Here is a 20,858-nt window from a genome sequence, read left to right on the forward strand (position 1 = left end):
TTGCCGAATGTTTGATTCTTTTTTCAGTGATGCCGTGGAGTTCTTCCCAGTCCTGATGCAAGGTGTGTTGACCACCATTGCCATCACGCTGGCAGCCTTGGTGATTGCTACGGCCATGGGTTTGTTTTGGGCGCTGTTGCGTGTCTCCGGCATTGGTTGGCTTGCGCACTCGAGCCGTCTGCTGACCAACGTGATCCGAGGCGTGCCGATTGTGGTGGTGCTGTTCTATATGTACTTCGTGCTGCCAGACTTTGGCATTAGCCTCAGCGCCTTTCAGGCTGGTGCATTAGGGCTGGGCATTGCTTATTCATCGTATATGGCAGAGGTATTCCGTGCAGGTATCGATGCTGTTGATGTGGGCCAGTATGAAGCCGCGCAGTCGTTGGGCATGTCACGCACGATGTTGATGCGCCGAGTCGTGCTGCCCCAGGCCTTCAAGATTTCTTTGCCGCCCTATGGCAACAACGTTGTGATGATGCTCAAGGACTCCTCGCAAACGGCTGTGATCACGGTGGTGGAGTTGTCGATGCAAAGCAAGTTGATTTCTGCGGCGACATTCAAGAGCGCGACCATTTTCACTTTAGTGGCCTTGATGTATTTGGCCTTGAGTCTGCCCATGATGTGGGGGGTTGGCAAGTTGGAGCGCAAGATGGGAGTCCGTAAATGATCAAAATTGAGCAACTATCGAAGTCGTATGGCAGCCACCAAGTGCTCAAGGACATTGATGCCGAAATCAAGCGTGGTGAAGTGGTTTGCCTGATTGGCCCGTCGGGCTCTGGCAAGTCCACCATGCTGCGTTGCATCAATGGCCTGGAGATCTACCAAGCGGGCTCCATTACGGTCGATGGCGAGCGCGTCGATGCCAGTAAAAAAAGCATTCAGCACATCCGCCAACGCGTCTCGATGGTGTTTCAGCGCTTTAATTTATTTCCGCACCGAACAGCGTTGGAGAACGTGTGCGAAGGCCCCATTTATGTCAAGGGCGAAAGCGTCAAAGAGGCGACCGAATATGCGCGCGAGCTGCTGGCATCGGTTGGCTTGGCCAACAAGATGGACCATCTGCCCAGCCAGCTGTCTGGTGGCCAACAGCAGCGCGTAGCGATTGCGCGCGCGTTGGCCATGCGCCCAGAGGCGATTTTGTTCGATGAGCCCACCTCCGCGCTGGATCCTGAATTGGTGGGAGAGGTGCTGGCTGTGATGCGCCGCCTGGCCGATAAAGGCTTGACGATGGTGGTTGTTACGCATGAGATGAAGTTTGCCCAAGAGGTCTCGGACCGCGTGATGTTCTTGGATGGAGGGCGCATTGTTGAGCAAGGCGTGTCTTCCCAAGTGTTGGCCCAGCCCAGCAACGAGCGTTTACGTGATTTTTTGCGTCGCGTGACCAACCACGTGGAATAAATACCGCTATGACCCATTCGTCTACCGCAGCCAGTACCTTGTGGGGCGCCACTGCGCCTGCAGGCTTGTCGCTGAGTGCCGTTCATGCGCCTTTTTCTGCCGATATGGTGGTGATCGGTGGTGGTGTGACTGGCCTGTCAACCGCCTTGCATTTGGCCCAAAGTGGAGCCAGCGTCTGCTTGCTCGATGCCTTTGAGATCGGTCACCGTGCCAGTGGCCGCAATGGCGGTCAAGTGGTGCCAGGCGTCAAGCCTGCACCCCGGGTGTTGATTCAACGTTTTGGCGAGACGGCTGCCAAAGCCATGATGCGTTTTACCTATGGATGCGCTGACGAGGTCTTTGAGCTGATTGAGCGTTATGCGATCGATTGCGAGCCCACTCGCAATGGTTGGATTCAAGGTGCCTATTCGACGCAGTCGACCGCTTATTTGCAGCAGCGTGCCAAGCAGATTAACAGCCATGGTGGGGATGTCGAGTTTTTGGAGCAGGCTGCGGTGCAGGCGGCCACCGGCTCCAGTTTCTGGCCCTCAGGCTTGCTCGAGAAACGTGCAGGCGCTGTTCAGCCACTGGCTTATGTGCGTGGTTTAGCGCGCAGTATTGTGGCTTTGGGGGTGCAGGTGTATGAGCACTCCCCGGTTGAAACGATTCGCGCGCATGGCTCAGGCTATCAGCTTGCAGTGAACGGTCAAACGATTAACGCGCGCAAAGTCGTGATTGCGACCGATGCCTACACCGATCAATTGTGGCCTGCAGTGGCGCAGTCGTATGTGAATGTCGCAAGCGCACAAATCGCCACGGATCCGCTGCCAGTCAGCATCCAGGATCGTGTGATGCCACGGCGCGCAGGCGTTTCTGAGACGCGCAAGATCACCTATTACTGCCGCATCGATCCCGAAGGCCGTTTTGTGATCGGAGGGCGTGGTCGCAGCAGCGATGGAATTGACCCAGCAACGCGCCAGCAACTGTACCAAGCTGCCTGCGAGCGCTTTCCTGCACTACAAGGCATCGCGTTTCCTCACGGCTGGGCTTGTCGGGTCGGGATGACAGTGGATGACTTGCCGCATTTGCACGAATTGGCTGACGGTTTGTGGACTGCGTACGGCTATTGCGGCCGAGGTGTGGCATTGGGCACGGCGATGGGGCGGGTGTTGAGCCAGGCGCTGCGTGGCTTGCCTGTGCAGGAGTTTCCAGTAACGCCTGTGCGGCGCATTCCACTGTATCCATTACGGCAAGTAGGCGCGGTCGCTGCATTGCAGTGGTATCGCTTGCGAGACGCGATGGGCTACCCAGGCTAATTCATCCTCTTTTTTGATGCATCAGCGCCTGCGCTCACTGTCAGCGCAGGCGCTGAATGGCTATTTCATGTCGTCCAAAGAGACAACCCGTATGCACTCCCAACTACCTAAACAAGTCGATGTTGCCATTATTGGTGGTGGCATCATTGGCATCAGCACTGCGTGGGCTTTGGCCAAAGCGGGCAAACATGTTGCAGTGTTTGAGAAAGGCGTGCTCGCCGGTGAGCAATCATCGCGTAACTGGGGCTGGATTCGCTGTATTGGGCGAGATCCTGCAGAGATTCCTTTATCGCTCAGAGCCAATCAACTGTGGCGGGATATCCAGCAGCAAGTGGATGTTGGTTACCGGCAGTTGGGCTTGGCGTATTTGGGGGAAAGCGCCCAAGACAAAGAGGATTTGCAGCAATGGCTCGACACCGTGCAGGCCTATGCCACGCCAGCGCGTTTGTTGGAGGGCACAGACATTGAGCAGGTCTTGCGAGAGCCATCTACTCGCCCATGGACCAGCGCTGCCTACTCAGCCCAAGATGGGGTTGCTGAGCCGCATATGGCAACTGCTGGTATTGCCCAATTAGTGCGCGAGTTGGGGGGCGAGATTTTTGAGCACTGCGCAGTGCGAGGTTTGCGCCTGCAGCAAGGCCAATTGACCGGAGTGGTGACCGAGCACGGCGAGGTCGCTTGCTCTAAAGTGGTGCTGGCCGGCGGCGCTTGGAGCCGCATGATGTGCCGCAACCACGGGGTCTTTTTACCGCAGCTCAAGGTACACGGCTCGGCTTTGCGCACCACGCCTTTGACGACGCAATTGCAGCTGCCCATCAATGGCAAAGACTTCACCTGCAGGCCACGCTCGGATGGTGGCTACACGGTCTCCAAACTCGCGGCCTCTGTTGCCGATGTCACCCCCGATAGCATCCGTTTGTTGCGCTGGTTTTTCCCTGCGTGGATGGCACAAAAGCAATACCTCAAAATTCGTTTTGGACGCCGCTTTTTCACAGAGCTGTTCACTCCGAGCCGGTTTGCGCTGGACACCGCCACGCCGTTCGAGCGCGTGCGCACCCTGGATCCAGGGCCGAACCTCACATCCGTGCAAGAGGCTTTACGCAAGCTCCAGCATGCTTTCCCTGTATTTGCCAAGGCCGAGATCGCCCAAGCGTGGGGGGGGATGATGGATGTGACCCCGGATGCGTTACCGGTGATCTCGGAGGTCGCTGCAATTCCAGGTTTTTTCATTGGCACCGGTTTCAGTGGCCATGGGTTTGGTATTGGGCCTGCTGCGGGTGAGTTGCTGGCGCAGATGGTGCAGGGGCACAGACCCGATATCGACCCCAAGGCATTCAGTTTGCAGCGGTTTCAGCGCGGGCAATCACCACAATAGCGAGGAGAAATACGAGATGGATCAAGCAATGAAGAAGCTGCACAATTGGCAGACCATGGAGCGCCCAGCCGCAGTGATAGGCAAGCCTGCACGGCCGATCGCGGGCGATACCGAGACGCAAACAACCGAGTGGTTCACGGCCGAGGCCGGGCGTGCCAGTGCAGGCGTTTGGCAAGCTACTGCGGGTGTATTTCGCTCAGATACTACGGGGTATATTGAGTTTTGCCACATCATCGAAGGCCACTGCCGAGTGGTTGATCCTGATGGCACGGTTCATGTGCTCAAGGCAGGCGACAGCTTTGTCATGCCCGAAGGCTATAAAGGGCATTGGGAGGTCGATGATTTTGTCAAAAAATGCTATTTTGTGAGCGTAGTGGCACCGTGACCTTGGCCAACCGGCCTCGGCAATGCGTGCCTGAGGGCAGGCCATTGATGGCCACTGAGGCAGTCGCACGCCAGGCATTGCCCACACACCGTTGAGCGCGCAGGAGCAACAGCTTCAGCGCGGGCAGCGCGACTGCGAGGAGATGATCAACAGGCGCTTAGCCTCCAGCGACCATCATTCGATTGATCAATAAAGAGCCTGTCGTTTTCGCACCGTAATTGTAGGTGTCAGCACCTGCGGCTTCGATGCCCATGAACATGTCTTTGAGGTTACCGGCAATCGTGATCTCTTCGACCGGATAGGCGATCTCGCCATTCTCGACCCAAAAGCCGCTGGCACCGCGCGAGTAGTCACCGGTTACGCCATTGACTCCCTGGCCCATCAGCTCAATGACGAACAAGCCGGTGCCGAGCTTTTTCAGCATGGCTGGCAGGTCATCACCGCTTTGTGTGAGTTTGGAGCTGAGCGTCAGGTTGTGCGAGCCGCCAGCGTTGCCGGTGGTGCGCATGCCCAGTTTGCGGGCGGTGTAACTCGACAGCAAATAGCCTTGGACTCGGCCATCGCGCACCAGTTTGCGCGGTGCTACGCGCACGCCTTCGGAGTCGAAGGGCGAGCTGCCTTTGCCGCCCAGAATAAACGGGTTTTCTTCGATTTCAATGTGCTCTGGAAAGACCTGTTGGCCCAGGCAGTCCATCAGAAAACTGCTTTGGCGGTACAGCGCGCCGCCATTGATCGCATGCGTGAACGCGCCCATCAGACCTGCGGCCAGCGTCGACTCGAACAAGACCGGGCATTGGCGCGTGCTGATGCGGCGGCTGCCCAAGCGCGAGAGTGCGCGCTCGGCCGCATAACGGCCAACGATTTCAGGCGAGGCCAGGCGTTGCGCATCGCGCATCGAGCTATACCAATAATCGCGCTGCATATGGGCGCCTTTGCCGGCAATCGGGGCGACTGACAGGCTGTGGCGTGAGCTGGCATAGCCGCCCTCAAAACCATTCGTGTAGGCGGCGTAAAAATGGCTATGCTGGGCCGAGACGCTGGCGCCTTCGCTGTTGCTGATTTTGCGGCTGGTAGACAGCGCGGCGGCTTCGGCGCGCAAGGCCAGTGCGGCAGCCTCTTCGCTGTTAATGGCCCACGGGTGGTAAAGGTCCAGATCCAGGTGTGTGCCAACTGGCGCAATGTCCTGCTCGTCAGCCAGGCCCGCGTGTGGGTCTTCGGCCGTGTAGCGGGCAATATCATAGGCCGCTTGTACGGTTTGGGCGATCGCTTGCTCGGAGAAGTCCGAGGTGCTGGCATTGCCGCGGCGCTGGCCCACAAAGACCGTCACGCCCAATGATTTATCGCGGTTGCGCTCCACCGTCTCCAGCTCAGCCTTGCGCACACTGACTGACAGACCGCTGCCTTCTGAGACTTCAGCGGCCGCATTGCTGGCGCCCAGCTTCTTGGCATGCGCCAGCGTCAGATGGGCCAAGGCCTGAAACTGCTCTTGGCTGAATGAAAATGCATTGAACGGCGCAGGAGCTGCGCTCTTGGCCTTGCTGGCAGTTTTTGCGCTGCTACGCGGGGGATTTTGAACGACTGGTTTCATGATGACCGGTATGATACTTGGATGGTTGCACCCCTACCGGCCCTATGCCAGCTAACTTTGCGACCAGTCACACGATCACTATGCCTAGAAAAACCACCAAAGGGTACTTTGTCAACGGCCGTTTTGTCACGGCCGGCAGCGAAGAAGACCAGCAATTGAAAATCGAGCTCAAAGGGCGCCAGGTCAGCCGGGCTGACAAAAAGCGCGACAGCGATGAGCGGCAAGACCTGGGCGAGGCCTTGCTGGGCTTGCGCGGCGATCTCTTTGCCAAACTGGAGTTGAACGCCACCTTGGTCGAAGCATTGGCCGAGGCCAAACGCATCACCAACTTTGAAGGCCGCCGCCGGCAAATGCAATACATTGGCAAACTGATGCGGCGCCTCGATGAGCAAGAGCTGGCAGCGATTCGCGCCGCGCTCGATATCCAGCGCAACGGCAGCGCCGAAGAAAAGCTCGCCCTGCACCAGGCCGAGCAATGGCGTGACCGCCTGTTGGCCGATGACGATGCATTGACAGAGTGGTTGCAAGAGCACCCATCAGACGATGTCCAGCAGTTGCGCAACCTGATTCGCCAAGCCCGCAAAGACACGCCCGAGGCCAGCAATGCCGAGGTCTCGCAAGGTCTGGCGCAGCGCAAAGGCAAGGTGTACCGCGAGCTGTTCCAGTGGATTCAGCGTGCGCGTCGCGAAAAAGCCCAGCAAACCGAGGACCAGCAACAACACCGCGATGCCTTTGATGGACTGGATTGACACGCATGATGCTGCCTGAACCCCATGATGTGTTAGAGCACGCGATTGCATTGGCCTTGCATGCCCATGTGGGGCAATGCGATGAGGATGGCTCGCCCTACATCCTGCACCCGTTGCGGGTCATGGCCAAGCTGGCCAAGCCGGCTACGGCTGAGCAGCGCATGGCCGCAGTGTTGCACGATACCTTGGAGCACACGCGCCTGACGGCCGAGGATTTGCTCGCCCAGGGCATTCCAGCAGTGGTGGTTGAAGCCGTGCAAGTGCTGACGCGTCCTGAAGAGGAGTCACGCCTGTCGGCCACGAAGCGCGCGGCGGCCAACCCGATTGCACGTGCTGTCAAGCGCGCCGACATTGAGGACAATATGGATTGGAGCCGCATCCCCCATCCCAGCGCGCAAGATGCACTGCGCATGAAAGAATACCAGCAGGCCTTGGCGTATCTCGATAATGAAGACGCCGCTGTGACTGGCATTTGAGAGTAGGGCGCGTGCATGACCAGCGTCCATAAAACCCGCCGCAAGCCCTCGCAGTCCAGAGCCTGGATGACCTCGATTGCGATCCAGGATGCGTTTGTCATTGGCTTGCTAGAGCGTGGTTATGCCCAGGTCTCGATCCGCGACATTGCCAGTATTGCCGGCGTGGGTCTGGGCACCTTGTACCTGTACTTTCCCAATAAAGAGTCGATTGCTGCGGTCACCATTCGCCGCTGGTTGCGCCATTTGTTGCGAGCCATTGAGCGCAGTGGCAAAGAGCCACACGCCACAGTGCAGCTGCGCTGCCAAGCTTTGGTGCAGCACTATCTGGATGAAGTCCTGCCTCAGGCCCGCGCCTGGCAGGCTTTGGTGAGCTTAGAGCGCAGCATCACCGAGCCGCAGCTGTACCGGCAGATGTACACGCAGTTTGTGCAAGCGGTCGCAGGCAATTTCCAGACCGCCAGTGACTGGCCGCCAGGGCGTGATCCTTTCCCCGTGGCCTTTTTGGCTTTTTCACTGCTGTGCTCGGCCGTGCGCGACGCTTTGCTCGTGCTCGATATGCTGCCAGAGCGGGCGCCCTGGCAGCAGCAGTTGGAGCAGGCTGTTGGCAGTGCGGTGGCCTGTGCGATGGCTGCGCCTCCCAACACCGCAGGCTAAGATCGTAAACACGTTCTAAGCACAGCCGAATCTATGAAAAAACTCGATAACGGCCAATGCGTATTGCGCGTTGTGGATCGTTTGGATGATGCCAGTTCAGCTAAATCGGAAGTCTATGTGAATGGTGTGAAGGCAAACGGATTCGTCTCTGGTGCTATTTTGGAAATGTGTGTCGAAATCAGAGGATGCTATGTGGTGTTTTCTGTAGATGACAATTGTTTTGAAGGTACGTTGTGGATAGATCTATTTGATGCTCAACTCAAACTGAAGGACTCTGTCAATTTGACTTGGATTGACGCTGGTAGTGACTTTGAGTTTGCTGGTTTTGGCAGCCAAGAGAGTATTTTGTTTAAATACTTTGGAAGAACGTATGCTTTAAAGGTGTGGGGTGAAAAGAAGTTTCGGCTTCCCTTGGTGTCTGATCTGGCAGAGATTTGGAAAGGATTTCGATTCTCAAGTTATTTGGAGGTCAGGCTTGTGAAGAAGCCGTGATCGCATGGATTTTTGGCCATGCTTTTCGTTCAGGTGTGCTGCCAGAGTTGATGAGAGGTCTGTATTGCGTGATTGGCACTTGGTAGCGCCGCACACACTACCAAGTGCCATCCCTGTTGGATGCGATATGCGGGACTGCGCCCGTTTATTTTATGGTCGCTTCATCTGGCAAGTACTGGGCAAGCTGGCTTGTTCTGGCGCAATCACAGCCAGGTTCTGCCAGCCATAGCCACTGCCTTCTTGGTCCACCACGACGTTGGTGCCGTCTTGTTTGCTCCAGCTGTCGATGTAGATCGGCATTTGCAACTGGTGGTCTTGCGCGCGCATGGTCACGGGGCCTGCAATCGTGTCGATGGTCAGGCCAGACATGCTGGCAGCGACTGCGGCCGGGTCGGTGCTATTGGCCTTTTTCATACCCGCGCTGAGCAGGCGTACCGCTGCTTCCGCTGCGCCAAAGAAGAAGTCTTCTTGCATGCGGGTTTGGTAGGCGCTGGCCAGGTCAGTCGCGCCATACTGGTTGCTGTTCATATTCGAGACACCTGCCAGCAGCACCTTGCCTTCGGCCTGGCTGCCAAACGAGCGGGCCATGCCTGGGCTGTTGCCTGATAAGCTCATGATGCGGGTTTTGTTCATGCCCAAGTCGTTGGCGGCTTTGACCATCAGTGCCAGGTCGTTGCCAAACGACACGGTGACCAGCGCATCGGCGTTGGACTGCATGATTTTGCTGATGTAGGGTGCAAAGTCTTTGACCTGGCCAGTGGCATGGTAGTCATCACCGACAATCTCGATATCCGGGCGCAACGCACTGAGAAACTGGCGTGCCGCGCGGGCCGATTCCTGGCCATAGGCGTAATTGGGGTTGAACAGGTAGACGCGCTTGACGCTGCTGTCATTGGCCAGGTGCTGCATCATCGCCTTGATCTTCATATCGACATGGGCGTCGGTGCGAAAGTGCCAGTAGCTGCATTTGTCATTGGTCATCGCAGGTGCGGCAGCGGCGTAGTTCAGGTAGACGATTTCCTTGCCTGGATTGCGCCGGTTGTAGCGCTCAATCGCCTCTTGCAAGGCCAACCCGACCGAGCTGGAGCTGGCGCCTTGGATGACGTAGCGAATCTGGCTGGACTGCACCTGGCCCAGCAGTGACAGCGCCTCTTGCGGTGACATCTTGGTATCAAACGGCACGAGCTCAAAGCGCACATCGCCCGCCCACTGTTCTTGGTTGGCTTTCTCGGTGAGAAATTGCAGATGTTTGTAGGCGCTAATGCCAAAGCCGGCCAAGCCCCCAGAGCTCATGTCCATCGTGGCAATGCGCACGGTTTCCGTGGCGTAGCTGGGGGCAAGAGGCAAGGTCCAACACAGCAAGGCGGCGCAAGCGGCTTGAATGGCTTTGTGGCGAAAGCCGGTGGCAAAGGGCATGGTTGTCTCCAGTGGTTTGAATGTTGTGAAAAGCGCAGCACAGTGTAGAGAGCGTGTTCAGGTCAGGTGTTCAGGTTTGGCTGGCGCATGGCTTGACTCGGCCGGGCGTAGCACACCCTGCTTATGTGTGGTCGCACTTTGTGGCGGTTGGCTGGGGGTTGAAACCTGAACAAACTGAGCCCGCCAAAGCGCTTTGTGCTCGCTGCACGGCAGGGTTTGCCAGGCTGTGCGTGGTGGTTGCAGGTAGGTTCACCAACTTTAGGCAGTCACTTGATCCACGCAGGATGTCTGGGAAGGCATTAAATATTTAGCTAAATCAGTACCTTACGTTTTTTTGGCGAGGCAGCGCTGAGCGCTGTGCGCCGCAGCCGCGCGTGCATGCGGAGGCGGCCTGCAAAGCTGAACACCCCTGCACCGCCTTGCGCCTAGAATTTTTGTGTGGTGCATGGCCCAACTTTCTGTCTGGCAATAGCCATGGGCAGCAAGCAATGCCTGGGTCCTGCATAGGTTTCTGATCTTTCTTCCAAGGCCAACGAGACACAATGACAGCCCAAACCACCGCCGATAACCAAGTACCAGAACTGGTCGACTACAACCTCTTTAGCAGCGATCCGGTGCTGCGCGGTGCCGTGCTGCGAGCGGGCGCTGGCTGGCAGGAGGCCGAATTGCTGCGCCAAGGCGCTGAATATGGCTCAGAGGCCAGCTTGCGCATGGCCGAAGATGCCGACCAGTACAAGCCTGAATTGCACACCCACTCGCCGGCTGGTGAACGCATCGATTATGTGAAGTTTCATCCCGCCTGGCATGAGGCCATGCGCATCGCCAGACACAATGGCATGACCAATTTGCCGTTTGTCCATGAGGGCAAGCCGGGCGTGTGGGCCGCTTATGGCGCGACCTTGTACATGCATGCGCAGATTGAAGCGGGTTCGACCTGCCCCAGCACGATGACCAAAGCCTCGATCCCTGTGCTGCAGCGCAACCAGGCCTTGTTGGAGGCTTTGTGGCCGAAACTGCTGGATACCCGCCATGATCCGCGCGATATTCCTGTCGCCCACAAGCACTCGATGACCTTGGGCATGGGCATGACTGAAAAGCAAGGCGGCAGCGATGTGCGCACCAATACGACGGCCGCGGTGCCGGTTGGGCATGGGCCTTGGGGCGAGGAATTTGAAATCACCGGTCACAAGTGGTTTTTTTCGGCGCCGATGTGCGATGCGCATTTGGTGCTGGCCAAAACGGCTGAGCGCGGCGCGTCGTGCTTTTATGTGCCACGCTGGCGTCCGGATGGCAGCAAGAACGCAATCCATATCCAGCGCTTGAAAGACAAAGTGGGCAATCGCTCCAATTCCAGCAGCGAGGTGGAGTTTGACAAGGCCTGGGGCGTGTTGCTGGGAGAAGAAGGGCGAGGTATCCCTACCATCATTGAGATGGCGACTTTCACGCGCCTGGACAATGCGCTGTCCAGTGCAGGCTTTATACGCCGTGCGTTTGCCGAGGCCTTGCATTACGCCCGCCACCGCGTGGCCTTTGGCAAGCCTCTGGTGCAGCAGCCGCTGATGGCAGAACTGCTGGCTGATATGGCGCTGGAATCGCAAGCGGCGACTTTGCTGGCGCTGGACTTGGCCGCCCGCTTTGACTCCCAGAACACGCTGGATGTGGCGTGGCGGCGCATGCTGACGCCGGTGGCCAAGTTTTGGAACTGCAAGCGCGCTGTGGCGATCACCGCTGAAGCCATGGAGGTGTTTGGCGGCAACGGCTATGTCGAGACTGGGCCTATGGGGCGTTTGTTCCGTGAGGCACCGGTCAACTCGATCTGGGAAGGCTCTGGCAATGTGATGTGCTTGGATGTTCTGCGTGCGGTCTCGCGCAACCCCGATGATTTGTTTGTGCTGCTCGATTATCTGGACGAGCACGCAGCGGGCGAGCCGGTCCTGCAAGCGCAGCTGCAGCAACTGCGTGCGGCGTTTGCCCGTGCTCCCGCCGAGCTGGAAGTGCAGGCACGCCGCATCACCCAGCAACTGGCTTTGTGTGTGCAAGCTGTGCTGATGCTGCAGCACGCCAGTGCGCAGGCGGCTCAGGCCTTTATCCACAGCCGCTTTGCTGCAGGTTGGGGCGTGGTGGTCGGGGCCCAGTCGGGCTGCACCGATGCCGCGCAGTTGCTGCAAGAGGTGTGGGCCGCTTGAGAGCGGCAAAGCCCGCAGTGCGGTGATGCGGATTTGGCAGGCCTGCTTTGAATATGTTCTAGGCGGGCCGTTGCCCGTTGCCGGGCAATAGACAGGTTTAAAGACAATAAGGATGGAGACAAGACATGACCGATTTTGTGGCTTTGCTGGCGCAACATGCACGCTGCCAGCCTGACAAACTGGCCTTGCGCACGGCAGCGCGTGATTGGAGTTACTGCGAGCTGTCCGAAGGCGGGCGGCGTGCTGCCACGGTTTTGCAGGCCCATGGCATTGGCGCAGGCGACCGTGTGGGTTTGCTGTGCTTGAACACGGCTGGCTTCATGCTGGCTTTGTTTGGCGCGTGGCGGTTGGGGGCCACTGTGGTGCCGATCAACCACAAGCTGCAAGGGCCTGAGGTGCAATACATCTTGGCGCATGCGGGCGTCAAGCTGTGTGTGGTCGATGGCGCCTTAGCGGGCATTGCCGCCCATTGCAGCGCGCCCTGTGAGTGGCTGAGCACCGATTCGACTGCTGCAGGCATGGCCGATTTCGATGCCGAATGCGCAGCTTCACAGGCCATGCCAGGTGAGGTGGTGTTAGCGGGCCAATCGGTGGCAGAAATTCTCTACACCTCGGGCACAACCGGTAAACCCAAGGGCTGTTTGCTCAGCCACAGTGCGGTGCTGCAAACGGCGATGAGTGCAGCGGCCAGCACCAGTTTGTCGCGCACCGACAAGACCTTGGTGGCGATGCCGATCTGGCATTCGTCGCCGCTCAACAATTGGGCGCTGGGCACATTGCTGATGGGGGGCAGCTTGGTGTTCTTGCGCGAATACACGCCGCAGGCTTTCGTGCAAACGCTCTCGAATGAGCGCATCACCTTCACCTTTGGTGCGCCGATTGCGTATTTGGCACCACTGGCCGTGGTGGGGGATCTGAGCGGCTATGACTTCAGCGCGATTCGCTTATGGGCGTATGGCGGTGGCCCGCTGGGCGCGGAGATGGTGCGCAAACTGGCGCACAGCTACCGCAATGACCGCTTTATCCAGGTTTATGGCATGACCGAGACTGGCCCGCTGGGCTCGGTACTGTACCCGGAAGATGCCGAAGCCAAAGCCGGCTCAATTGGCCGCATTGGCACGCCGGGCGTGGTGATGGAGTTGCGCCACAGCGATGGCAGCCGCTGCCAGCCTGGTCAGGTGGGCGAGATCTATCTGCGCTCGCCAGGCATCATGCTGGGCTACCTCAACGATGCAGAGGCGACGGCCAAAGCCTTGGATGCGAACGGCTGGTACGCCAGCGGCGATTTGGCCCGCATCGATGAGCAGGGCTATTTATTCATTGTCGACCGCGCCAAGGACATGATTGTCACCGGTGGTGAGAATGTGTACTCCAAAGAAGTAGAGGATGTGATTGGCAGCCATCCATCGGTGCAAGATGTGGCGGTGATCGGCAAGCCCCATCCCGAATGGGGCGAGACGGTCGTGGCGGTGATTGTGCTCAAGCCACAGCACGCCTTGGATGAAGAGACACTCAAGGCATTTTTAGCGCCGCAATTGGCGCGCTACAAAATTCCCCGTGAGGTGCAGTGGAGCCAGCAATTGCCGCGCACGGCCACTGGCAAGTTGTTGAAACATGTGCTGCGGGCCGGTTGAGTTGCACCTGTGATGCCACTGGCGGAGCCAATCGGTCCAATTTTTAGAATGTGTTTACGATCTCTTCGCAGACCGCGTTGAAGCCCAAAAGGATGCAATGCGCGGCAAAAACCGCAGTCGGGCTAGCTGGCCGGCGAGGATTTTTAGCAAAGCAGCGTGCCTTTGGGCTCCAACCCAAAGGGCAAGGCACAAAAAAGCGCATTACTGCGTTGCCTCTTTTTTGTGCTTTGCGCGACTGCAAAAAGATCATAAACACGTTCTTAGAAAGTCCTTGCACAAAAACTAATCAGCCTGTAAAATTGGCGGTTCGCCCTTTTTTGGCGATTTTTCAATCAGGCGGGGAGCACAGTTTTAAGGCAAGTGTTTGCTTTGAGCGCAGTGCGTTTGCACCCGAATTGGAGTTTTACATGGCAAAGAAAATTGTCGGCTTTATCAAGCTGCAAGTTCCGGCAGGCAAGGCTAATCCTTCGCCTCCAATCGGTCCAGCGCTGGGTCAGCGCGGCCTGAACATCATGGAGTTCACCAAAGCGTTTAACGCGCAGACACAAGGCATGGAGCCAGGTCTGCCGTTGCCAGTGGTGATTACGGCTTACGCTGATAAGAGCTTCACGTTCGTTATCAAAACTCCTCCAGCAACAGTTTTGATCAAAAAAGCGATCAAGCTGGACAAGGGCTCTGCCAATCCAAACAAGCAAAAGGTCGGCAAGATCACCCGCGCTCAGTTGGAAGAGATCGCCAAGACCAAAATGGAAGATCTCAATGCAGCCGATCTGGATGCTGCTGTTCGTATCATCGCCGGCTCTGCCCGTTCGATGGGCGTGACTGTGGAGGGCGTGTGAGATGGCCAAGTTGACTAAAAAACAAAAAGCCCAAGTAGGCAAAATCGATAGCAACAAGCTGTACGCTTGGACTGATGCTATTGCTTTGGTGAAAGAAGCTGCTACTGCCAAGTTTGATGAATCCATCGACGTGGCTGTGCAGTTGGGCGTTGATGCCAAGAAATCTGACCAAGTGGTGCGTGGTGCTGTGGTTTTGCCTAACGGTACAGGTAAAACTGCACGCGTGGCTGTGTTTGCCCAAGGCGCTAAGGCTGAAGAAGCCAAAGCCGCTGGTGCTGACGTAGTGGGCATGGATGATCTGGCTGCTGAATTCAAAACCGGCAACATTCCATACGACGTGGTCATTGCTGCTCCTGATGCAATGCGCGTTGTGGGTGCCTTGGGTCAAATCCTGGGCCCACGTGGCCTGATGCCTAACCCGAAAGTCGGCACGGTGACTCCTGATGTGGCAACGGCTGTGAAAAACGCCAAAGCTGGTCAGGTTCAGTTCCGCGTTGACAAAGCCGGTATCATCCATGGCACGATTGGCCGTCGCTCGTTTGATAACGAGAAGCTGCAACAAAACTTGCAAGCTTTGATCGAGGCTTTGAACAAAGCCAAACCAGCTGGCGCTAAAGGCGTGTACCTGCGCAAAGTGGCTGTGTCTTCCACAATGGGCGTTGGTGTCCGTGTTGAAGCACAAAGCATTACTGCTGCTTAAGGTTTGGTAAAAAATTCCAGGCGATGGCATTTGTCTTCGCCTGGTTCAGGTGGGCTGTAGGTGTTGCTGTAGAGGTGATGCCTGCAGGTCATCCGAGACCGCTGGTGCAGGAGTTTCCTGCTTAAGTCATATTGTTTGGGCCAGCGTAGATGGTGCCCACTGATTGGAAAATATTGGTTTCGATATTCTCTGGCAGTTGGTCGCTTAACTGGGCGCAGCGAGTGGTGTGTCAACACAACTTTGTTGCATTGAAAGGAGAGGACCTTGAGTCTGAATCGCAGTGAAAAAGAGGCGGTCATTGCAGAAGTGACCGACCTTGCCGCTAAATCCCAGACAATGGTGGTGGCGGAATACCGTGGTATCACGGTGGCTGATTTGACACGACTGCGCGTCAAGGCCCGCGAGCAAAACGTTACCCTGAGCGTGTTGAAAAACACCCTGGTACGTCGTGCCGTGGCTGGGACCGCATTTGAAGTGGTGTCTGAGCAGTTGACTGGTCCACTGATCTATAGCTTTTCGGAAGACGCAATTGCAGCGGCCAAAGTGGTTGCTGAGTTTGCTAAAACCAATGACAAGCTGGTGATCCGTGGTGGCGCTTACGAAGGCAAAGCTCTGGATGTAGACGCTGTCAAACAATTGGCAAGCATCCCATCTAAAGAAGTGCTGTTGGCTCAGTTGTTGGGTCTGATGCAATCGCCTATCTCGCGCACAGCGCGTGTATTGGCTGCATTGGCAGAGCAACGTGGCGCTGGTGCAGAAGCCCCAGCCGAAGAAGCGCAGCCGGCTTAATTCGTTGATGCCGCCAAGGCCGAGTGGCCCACCAGGCGCATTGACAAACGATAAAACTGAAATTTTTGCTAGAGGATATTCAAAATGGCATTCGATAAAGACGCATTCCTGACAGCTCTGGATAGCATGACTGTTCTGGAACTGAACGACTTGGTTAAAGCAATCGAAGAGAAGTTTGGCGTGAGCGCTGCCGCTATGGCCGCTCCTGCTGCTGGCGGCGCTACTGCTGCTGCTGCTGAAGAGAAAACAGACTTTGACGTGGTTCTGAAAGAAGCCGGCGCTAACAAAGTCTCCGTGATTAAAGCAGTTCGCGAAATCACTGGCCTGGGCTTGAAAGAAGCCAAAGAGCTGGTTGACGGCGCTCCAAAAACAGTGAAAGAAGCTCTGCCTAAGGCTGACGCTGAAGCTGCTTTGAAGAAGCTGGAAGAAGCTGGCGCTAAAGCAGAATTGAAGTAATCACTTCTGCTATAAGCGAGTAAGCCAGGTGCTCAAAAAAGCACCTGGCTTTTGTGGTTTGATGGCTTTAGAGCGTAGACAAAAACAATGCTGCGGTAGTGTTTTTGTGTGCTTTCTGAATTCACGACACGGCAAAGCACCTTGGTCGGGTGGTGTGCAACGCACCGCCGTCAGCCATGGTTGGTAGTGGCCAACCGCCAAGACTTGAGACGCCACGCTCTGACTGATCGAGAACATCGACAGCCAGGCTGCGTCTGAAAGTGTACCGTCGAAGAATCCCCCTGAAACCTTCAGACCGGAGATCTCATGGCTTATTCCTTTACCGAACGCAAACGCATCCGCAAGAGCTTTAGCCGCCGCGATAGCGTTTTGACTATTCCCTATCTGCTGCAGATGCAAAAAGATGCATACACCGCATTCTTGCAAGCAGAAGTTGCCCCTAAAAAGCGCCTTGATGAGGGCCTGCAGGCAGCGTTTAACTCCGCATTCCCGATTGTCTCGCACAACGGCTTTGTGGAAATGAAGTTTGTTGAATACAACTTGGCTAAACCTGCATTCGATGTGCGGGAGTGCCAAACACGTGGTTTGACTTTCGCTTCTGCCGTGCGTGCACGCTTGCAGCTGATTATCTATGATCGTGACTCTTCCACGGCCCAAAACAAGGTCGTCAAGGAAGTCAAAGAGCAAGAAGTCTACATGGGCGAAGTGCCCTTGATGACTGACAAAGGCTCATTCATCATCAACGGCACTGAGCGCGTGATCGTGTCTCAGCTGCACCGCTCGCCTGGCGTGTTCTTTGAGCACGACAAGGGCAAGACCCACAGCTCGGGCAAGCTGCTGTTCTCGGCACGTGTGATTCCTTACCGCGGTTCATGGCTCGATTTTGAATTCGACCCGAAAGACCTGCTGTACTTCCGCGTTGACCGTCGCCGCAAGATGCCAGTGACGATTTTGCTCAAAGCCATTGGCCTGACACCAGAAGCGATTCTGGCCAACTTCTTTGACAACGACAATTTCACCTTGATGGACAGCGGCGCTCGCATGGAGCTGGTAGCGGACCGTCTGAAGGGCGAAATCTCGCGTTTTGACATCACCGATGCCAAAGGCAACGTGATTGTGGCCAAAGAAAAACGCGTTACAGCCCGCCATATCCGCGAGTTGGAGCAAGCTGGTCTGAAAGAAATTTCGGTGCCTGAAGACTTCCTGATTGGCCGCGTGGTGGCCAAGAACATCGTTGATCCAGATACTGGCGAGATCATTGCCAAGGTCAACGAAGAAGTCACCGAAGCCTTGCTCAAAAAGCTGCGTACCGCTGGTGTCAAAGCGCTGCCATGCATTTACACCAATGAGTTGAACAAAGGCGCGTACATCTCTCAGACACTGCGTACTGACGAGACTGCCGATGAGTTTGCCGCTCGCGTAGCCATCTACCGCATGATGCGCCCTGGTGAGCCACCAACTGAAGAAGCGGTGCAGGCCTTGTTCTTCCGTTTGTTCTTCAACCCGGACACCTACGATTTGTCGCGCGTGGGCCGCATGAAGTTCAACGCCAAAGTGGGCAACCCAGACGCCAAAGGCGAGATGGTGCTCTCCAACGAAGACATCCTCTCCGTGGTCAAGATCCTGGTGGATCTGCGCAACGGCATTGGCGATGTGGACGATATTGACCACTTGGGTAACCGCCGCGTGCGTGGCGTGGGCGAATTGGCTGAAAACCAATACCGCACTGGTTTGGCTCGTATTGAGAAAGCCGTGAAAGAGCGTCTGGGCACTGCCGAGCAAGAGCCTTTGATGCCACACGACTTGATCAACTCCAAGCCGATTTCTGCTGCTCTGAAAGAGTTCTTTGGCGCGTCGCAGTTGTCGCAGTTCATGGACCAGACCAACCCGCTGTCTGAGATCACCCACAAGCGCCGTGTATCGGCCCTTGGCCCAGGTGGTTTGACACGTGAGCGTGCTGGCTTTGAAGTGCGTGACGTGCACGTGACCCACTACGGTCGCGTTTGCCCAATTGAAACGCCTGAAGGTCCAAACATTGGTTTGATCAACTCCCTGGCTTTGTATGCGCGCCTGAACGAGTACGGCTTCATTGAGACGCCTTACCGCCGCGTGGTCGATGGCAAAGTGACTTTGGACATCGACTACCTGTCGGCGATCAAAGAAGGCGATTACGTGATCGCGCAGGCCAACGCTGAGCTGGATAACGAAGGCCGTTTGGTGGGGGACCTGGTGTCTGCCCGTGAAAAAGGCGACTCGATTCTGGTGAACCCAAACCGTGTGCAATACATGGACGTGTCGCCAGCGCAGATCGTCTCTGTAGCGGCGTCGCTTGTGCCATTCCTTGAGCACGATGATGCGAACCGTGCGTTGATGGGCGCCAACATGTCCCGTCAAGCTGTGCCAGTGCTGCGTCCAGAAAAACCGTTCGTCGGTACTGGCATTGAGCGTGTGGCAGCGGTTGACTCCGGCACCGTGGTCACTGCCAAACGTGGCGGTGTGGTGGACTATGTGGATGCGACCCGTGTTGTGATTCGCGCCAATGACGCCGAAGCGATTGCCGGTGAAGTGGGTGTGGACATCTACAACCTGATCAAGTACCAGCGTTCCAACCAGAACACCAATATCCACCAGCGTCCGATCGTCTCCAAAGGCGATGTGCTGGCCAAAGGCGATGTGATCGCTGACGGCGGCTCGACCGACCTGGGTGAATTGGCGCTGGGTCAGAACATGCTGATCGCGTTCATGCCATGGAACGGCTACAACTTCGAAGACTCGGTGATGCTCTCTGAGCGTGTCGTGTCAGAAGACCGTTACACCAGCATCCACATTGAAGAGCTGGTGGTGATGGCCCGTGATACCAAGCTGGGCTCTGAAGAGATCACACGCGATATTCCGAACCTGTCTGAGCAGCAGCTCAACCGTTTGGATGACTCCGGCATCATCTACGTGGGTGCAGAAGTGCAACCCGGTGACGTGCTGGTGGGCAAGGTCACGCCAAAAGGCGAAACCACGCTGACGCCAGAAGAAAAACTGCTGCGCGCCATCTTCGGTGAAAAAGCCTCTGACGTGAAAGACACTTCGCTGCGTGTTGACCAGGGCTCTACTGGCACCGTGATTGACGTGCAAGTTTTCACCCGCGAAGGCATTGACCGTGACAAGCGTGCTCAGCAAATCATTGAAGACGAGCTCAAGCGCTACCGCCTGGACCTGAATGACCAGCTGCGCATTGTGGAAGCCGATGCGTTTGACCGTGTGCGCAAGCTGTTGATTGGCCAAGTTGCCAATGGTGGCCCGCAAAAACTGGCCCGTGGCAGCAAGTTGGAAGCAGCGTACATGGAGTCCGTGGAGAAATACCACTGGTTCGACATTCGTCCTGCTGACGAGACCGTTGCTGCGCAGCTGGAGTCGATCAAAAACTCGATCGAAGCCACCCGCCACAGCTTTGACTTGTCGTTTGAAGAAAAACGCCGTAAGCTGACCCAAGGCGACGAGTTGCCACCAGGCGTGTTGAAGATGGTCAAGGTTTACCTGGCAGTCAAGCGCCGCTTGCAGCCTGGTGACAAGATGGCTGGTCGCCACGGTAACAAGGGTGTGGTCTCCAAGATCACGCCGATCGAAGATATGCCTTACCTGGCTGACGGCACAACCGCCGACATCGTCTTGAACCCGCTGGGTGTGCCATCGCGTATGAACGTGGGTCAGGTGCTGGAAGTGCATTTGGGCTGGGCTGCCAAAGGTTTGGGCGAGCGCATTGCCGCTTTGCTTGAAATTGAGAAAGACAAGCAAGTCAAGGAAATCCGTGAGTTCTTGGCCAAGGTGTACAACCAGGCAGGACATAAGGAAGATCTGGACTCGTTCAGCGATGATGAAATCATCGATATGGCGAAAAACCTCAAGCGTGGCGTACCGTTCGCAACGCCGGTGTTTGACGGTGCCGATGAAGCGGACATCCAGAATATGCTGCAATTGGCCTTCCCGGATGACATCGCCAAAGCCAAAGGCTTGACCGAGTCGCGCACCCAAGCGTACTTGTACGACGGCCGCACTGGTGAGCGTTTTGAGCGTCCAACAACGATTGGCTACATGCACTTCTTGAAACTGCACCACTTGGTGGACGACAAGATGCACGCTCGCTCGACCGGTCCTTACTCGCTGGTCACGCAGCAACCGCTGGGTGGTAAAGCCCAGTTTGGTGGTCAGCGTTTCGGTGAGATGGAGGTGTGGGCACTGGAAGCTTACGGCGCGTCTTACGTGCTGCAGGAAATGCTGACAGTCAAGTCCGATGACGTGGTTGGCCGTACCAAAGTGTACGAGTCCATTGTGAAGGGCGAGCACGCGATCGAGGCCGGTATGCCGGAGTCGTTCAACGTGTTGGTCAAGGAAATCCGTTCTCTGGGCCTCGATATCGAGCTCGAGCGCAACTAAT

The 20,858-nt window shown here is 56.6% G+C and carries 18 protein-coding genes; 16 read left to right on the plus strand and 2 right to left on the minus strand.

The annotated features are described in order from the left end of the window. Positions 1–7 precede the first annotated feature (7 nt). From E8K88_RS08795 to E8K88_RS08815, 5 genes are all read left to right on the plus strand, one after another. Positions 8–667 carry an amino acid ABC transporter permease gene (locus tag E8K88_RS08795; protein ID WP_136406281.1) on the plus strand — a complete coding sequence of 220 codons (660 nt, stop codon included), beginning with the start codon at positions 8–10 and terminating at the stop codon, positions 665–667. Beyond that, complete coding sequence (locus E8K88_RS08800) at positions 664–1,398, plus strand: amino acid ABC transporter ATP-binding protein (protein WP_136406282.1); 735 nt, start codon at positions 664–666, stop codon at positions 1,396–1,398. The genes E8K88_RS08795 and E8K88_RS08800 overlap by 4 nt, the downstream gene beginning before the upstream one ends. An 8-nt stretch (positions 1,399–1,406) precedes the next feature. Further along, the gene (locus E8K88_RS08805; protein WP_136406283.1) at positions 1,407–2,693 is read left to right on the plus strand and encodes an NAD(P)/FAD-dependent oxidoreductase; all 1,287 of its coding nucleotides are present in this window, start codon (positions 1,407–1,409) and stop codon (positions 2,691–2,693) included. A gap of 91 nt (positions 2,694–2,784) precedes the next feature. Then, a complete protein-coding gene (locus E8K88_RS08810; RefSeq protein WP_240754421.1) occupies positions 2,785–4,068 on the plus strand; it encodes an NAD(P)/FAD-dependent oxidoreductase in 1,284 nt (427 codons plus the stop codon). Between the two features lie 28 nt (positions 4,069–4,096). Then, complete coding sequence (locus E8K88_RS08815) at positions 4,097–4,453, plus strand: cupin domain-containing protein (RefSeq protein ID WP_240754422.1); 357 nt, start codon at positions 4,097–4,099, stop codon at positions 4,451–4,453. A gap of 157 nt (positions 4,454–4,610) precedes the next feature. On the opposite strand, the gene pmbA is transcribed toward E8K88_RS08815, so the two are convergent. Next, entirely contained in the window at positions 4,611–6,041 is a 1,431-nt protein-coding gene (pmbA, locus tag E8K88_RS08820) for a metalloprotease PmbA (RefSeq protein ID WP_136406286.1), read from the minus strand. Positions 6,042–6,121: 80 nt separating this feature from the next. Here pmbA and yjgA point away from each other — a divergent pair, with 80 nt between their 5' ends. From yjgA to E8K88_RS08840, 4 genes are read left to right on the plus strand one after another with little or no spacing between them, the layout of a single operon-like run. After that, positions 6,122–6,790, plus strand: a complete 669-nt coding sequence (yjgA, locus tag E8K88_RS08825; RefSeq protein WP_136406287.1) for a ribosome biogenesis factor YjgA — start codon at positions 6,122–6,124, stop codon at positions 6,788–6,790. A gap of 5 nt (positions 6,791–6,795) precedes the next feature. Then, complete coding sequence (locus E8K88_RS08830) at positions 6,796–7,266, plus strand: HD domain-containing protein (RefSeq protein WP_240754423.1); 471 nt, start codon at positions 6,796–6,798, stop codon at positions 7,264–7,266. A 15-nt stretch (positions 7,267–7,281) separates the two neighbouring features. After that, complete coding sequence (locus tag E8K88_RS08835; protein WP_136406288.1) at positions 7,282–7,920, plus strand: TetR/AcrR family transcriptional regulator; 639 nt, start codon at positions 7,282–7,284, stop codon at positions 7,918–7,920. 33 nt (positions 7,921–7,953) lie between these two features. Continuing rightward, a complete protein-coding gene (locus E8K88_RS08840) occupies positions 7,954–8,412 on the plus strand; it encodes a hypothetical protein (RefSeq protein ID WP_136406289.1) in 459 nt (152 codons plus the stop codon). 150 nt (positions 8,413–8,562) lie between these two features. Here E8K88_RS08840 and E8K88_RS08845 read toward each other — a convergent pair whose 3' ends face one another. Next, positions 8,563–9,828, minus strand: coding sequence for an ABC transporter substrate-binding protein (locus tag E8K88_RS08845; protein WP_136406290.1), 1,266 nt, complete (start codon positions 9,826–9,828; stop codon positions 8,563–8,565). A 542-nt stretch (positions 9,829–10,370) separates the two neighbouring features. Here E8K88_RS08845 and E8K88_RS08850 point away from each other — a divergent pair. From E8K88_RS08850 to rpoB, 7 genes are all read left to right on the plus strand, one after another. Continuing rightward, positions 10,371–12,014: an acyl-CoA dehydrogenase family protein gene (locus E8K88_RS08850; RefSeq protein ID WP_136406291.1), complete on the plus strand. Its 1,644-nt coding sequence runs from the start codon at positions 10,371–10,373 to the stop codon at positions 12,012–12,014. A gap of 125 nt (positions 12,015–12,139) precedes the next feature. After that, positions 12,140–13,648, plus strand: a complete 1,509-nt coding sequence (locus E8K88_RS08855) for a class I adenylate-forming enzyme family protein (protein ID WP_136406292.1) — start codon at positions 12,140–12,142, stop codon at positions 13,646–13,648. A gap of 407 nt (positions 13,649–14,055) precedes the next feature. Then, a complete protein-coding gene (gene rplK / locus E8K88_RS08860; protein WP_136406319.1) occupies positions 14,056–14,487 on the plus strand; it encodes a 50S ribosomal protein L11 in 432 nt (143 codons plus the stop codon). 1 nt (position 14,488) lies between these two features. Beyond that, positions 14,489–15,187 (plus strand): 50S ribosomal protein L1, encoded by a 699-nt coding sequence (gene rplA, locus E8K88_RS08865; protein WP_136406293.1) that lies wholly within the window; start codon positions 14,489–14,491, stop codon positions 15,185–15,187. Between the two features lie 264 nt (positions 15,188–15,451). Beyond that, on the plus strand, positions 15,452–15,976 hold the full coding sequence (gene rplJ, locus E8K88_RS08870; RefSeq protein ID WP_136406294.1) for a 50S ribosomal protein L10: 525 nt from the start codon (positions 15,452–15,454) through the stop codon (positions 15,974–15,976). Between the two features lie 84 nt (positions 15,977–16,060). Continuing rightward, positions 16,061–16,432, plus strand: a complete 372-nt coding sequence (gene rplL, locus E8K88_RS08875; protein ID WP_136406295.1) for a 50S ribosomal protein L7/L12 — start codon at positions 16,061–16,063, stop codon at positions 16,430–16,432. Positions 16,433–16,738: 306 nt separating this feature from the next. Continuing rightward, a complete protein-coding gene (rpoB, locus tag E8K88_RS08880) occupies positions 16,739–20,857 on the plus strand; it encodes a DNA-directed RNA polymerase subunit beta (protein WP_136406296.1) in 4,119 nt (1,372 codons plus the stop codon). Position 20,858 lies beyond the last annotated feature (1 nt).

The organism is Lampropedia aestuarii, assembly GCF_004803635.1.
GTDB lineage: Bacteria > Pseudomonadota > Gammaproteobacteria > Burkholderiales > Burkholderiaceae_C > Lampropedia > Lampropedia aestuarii.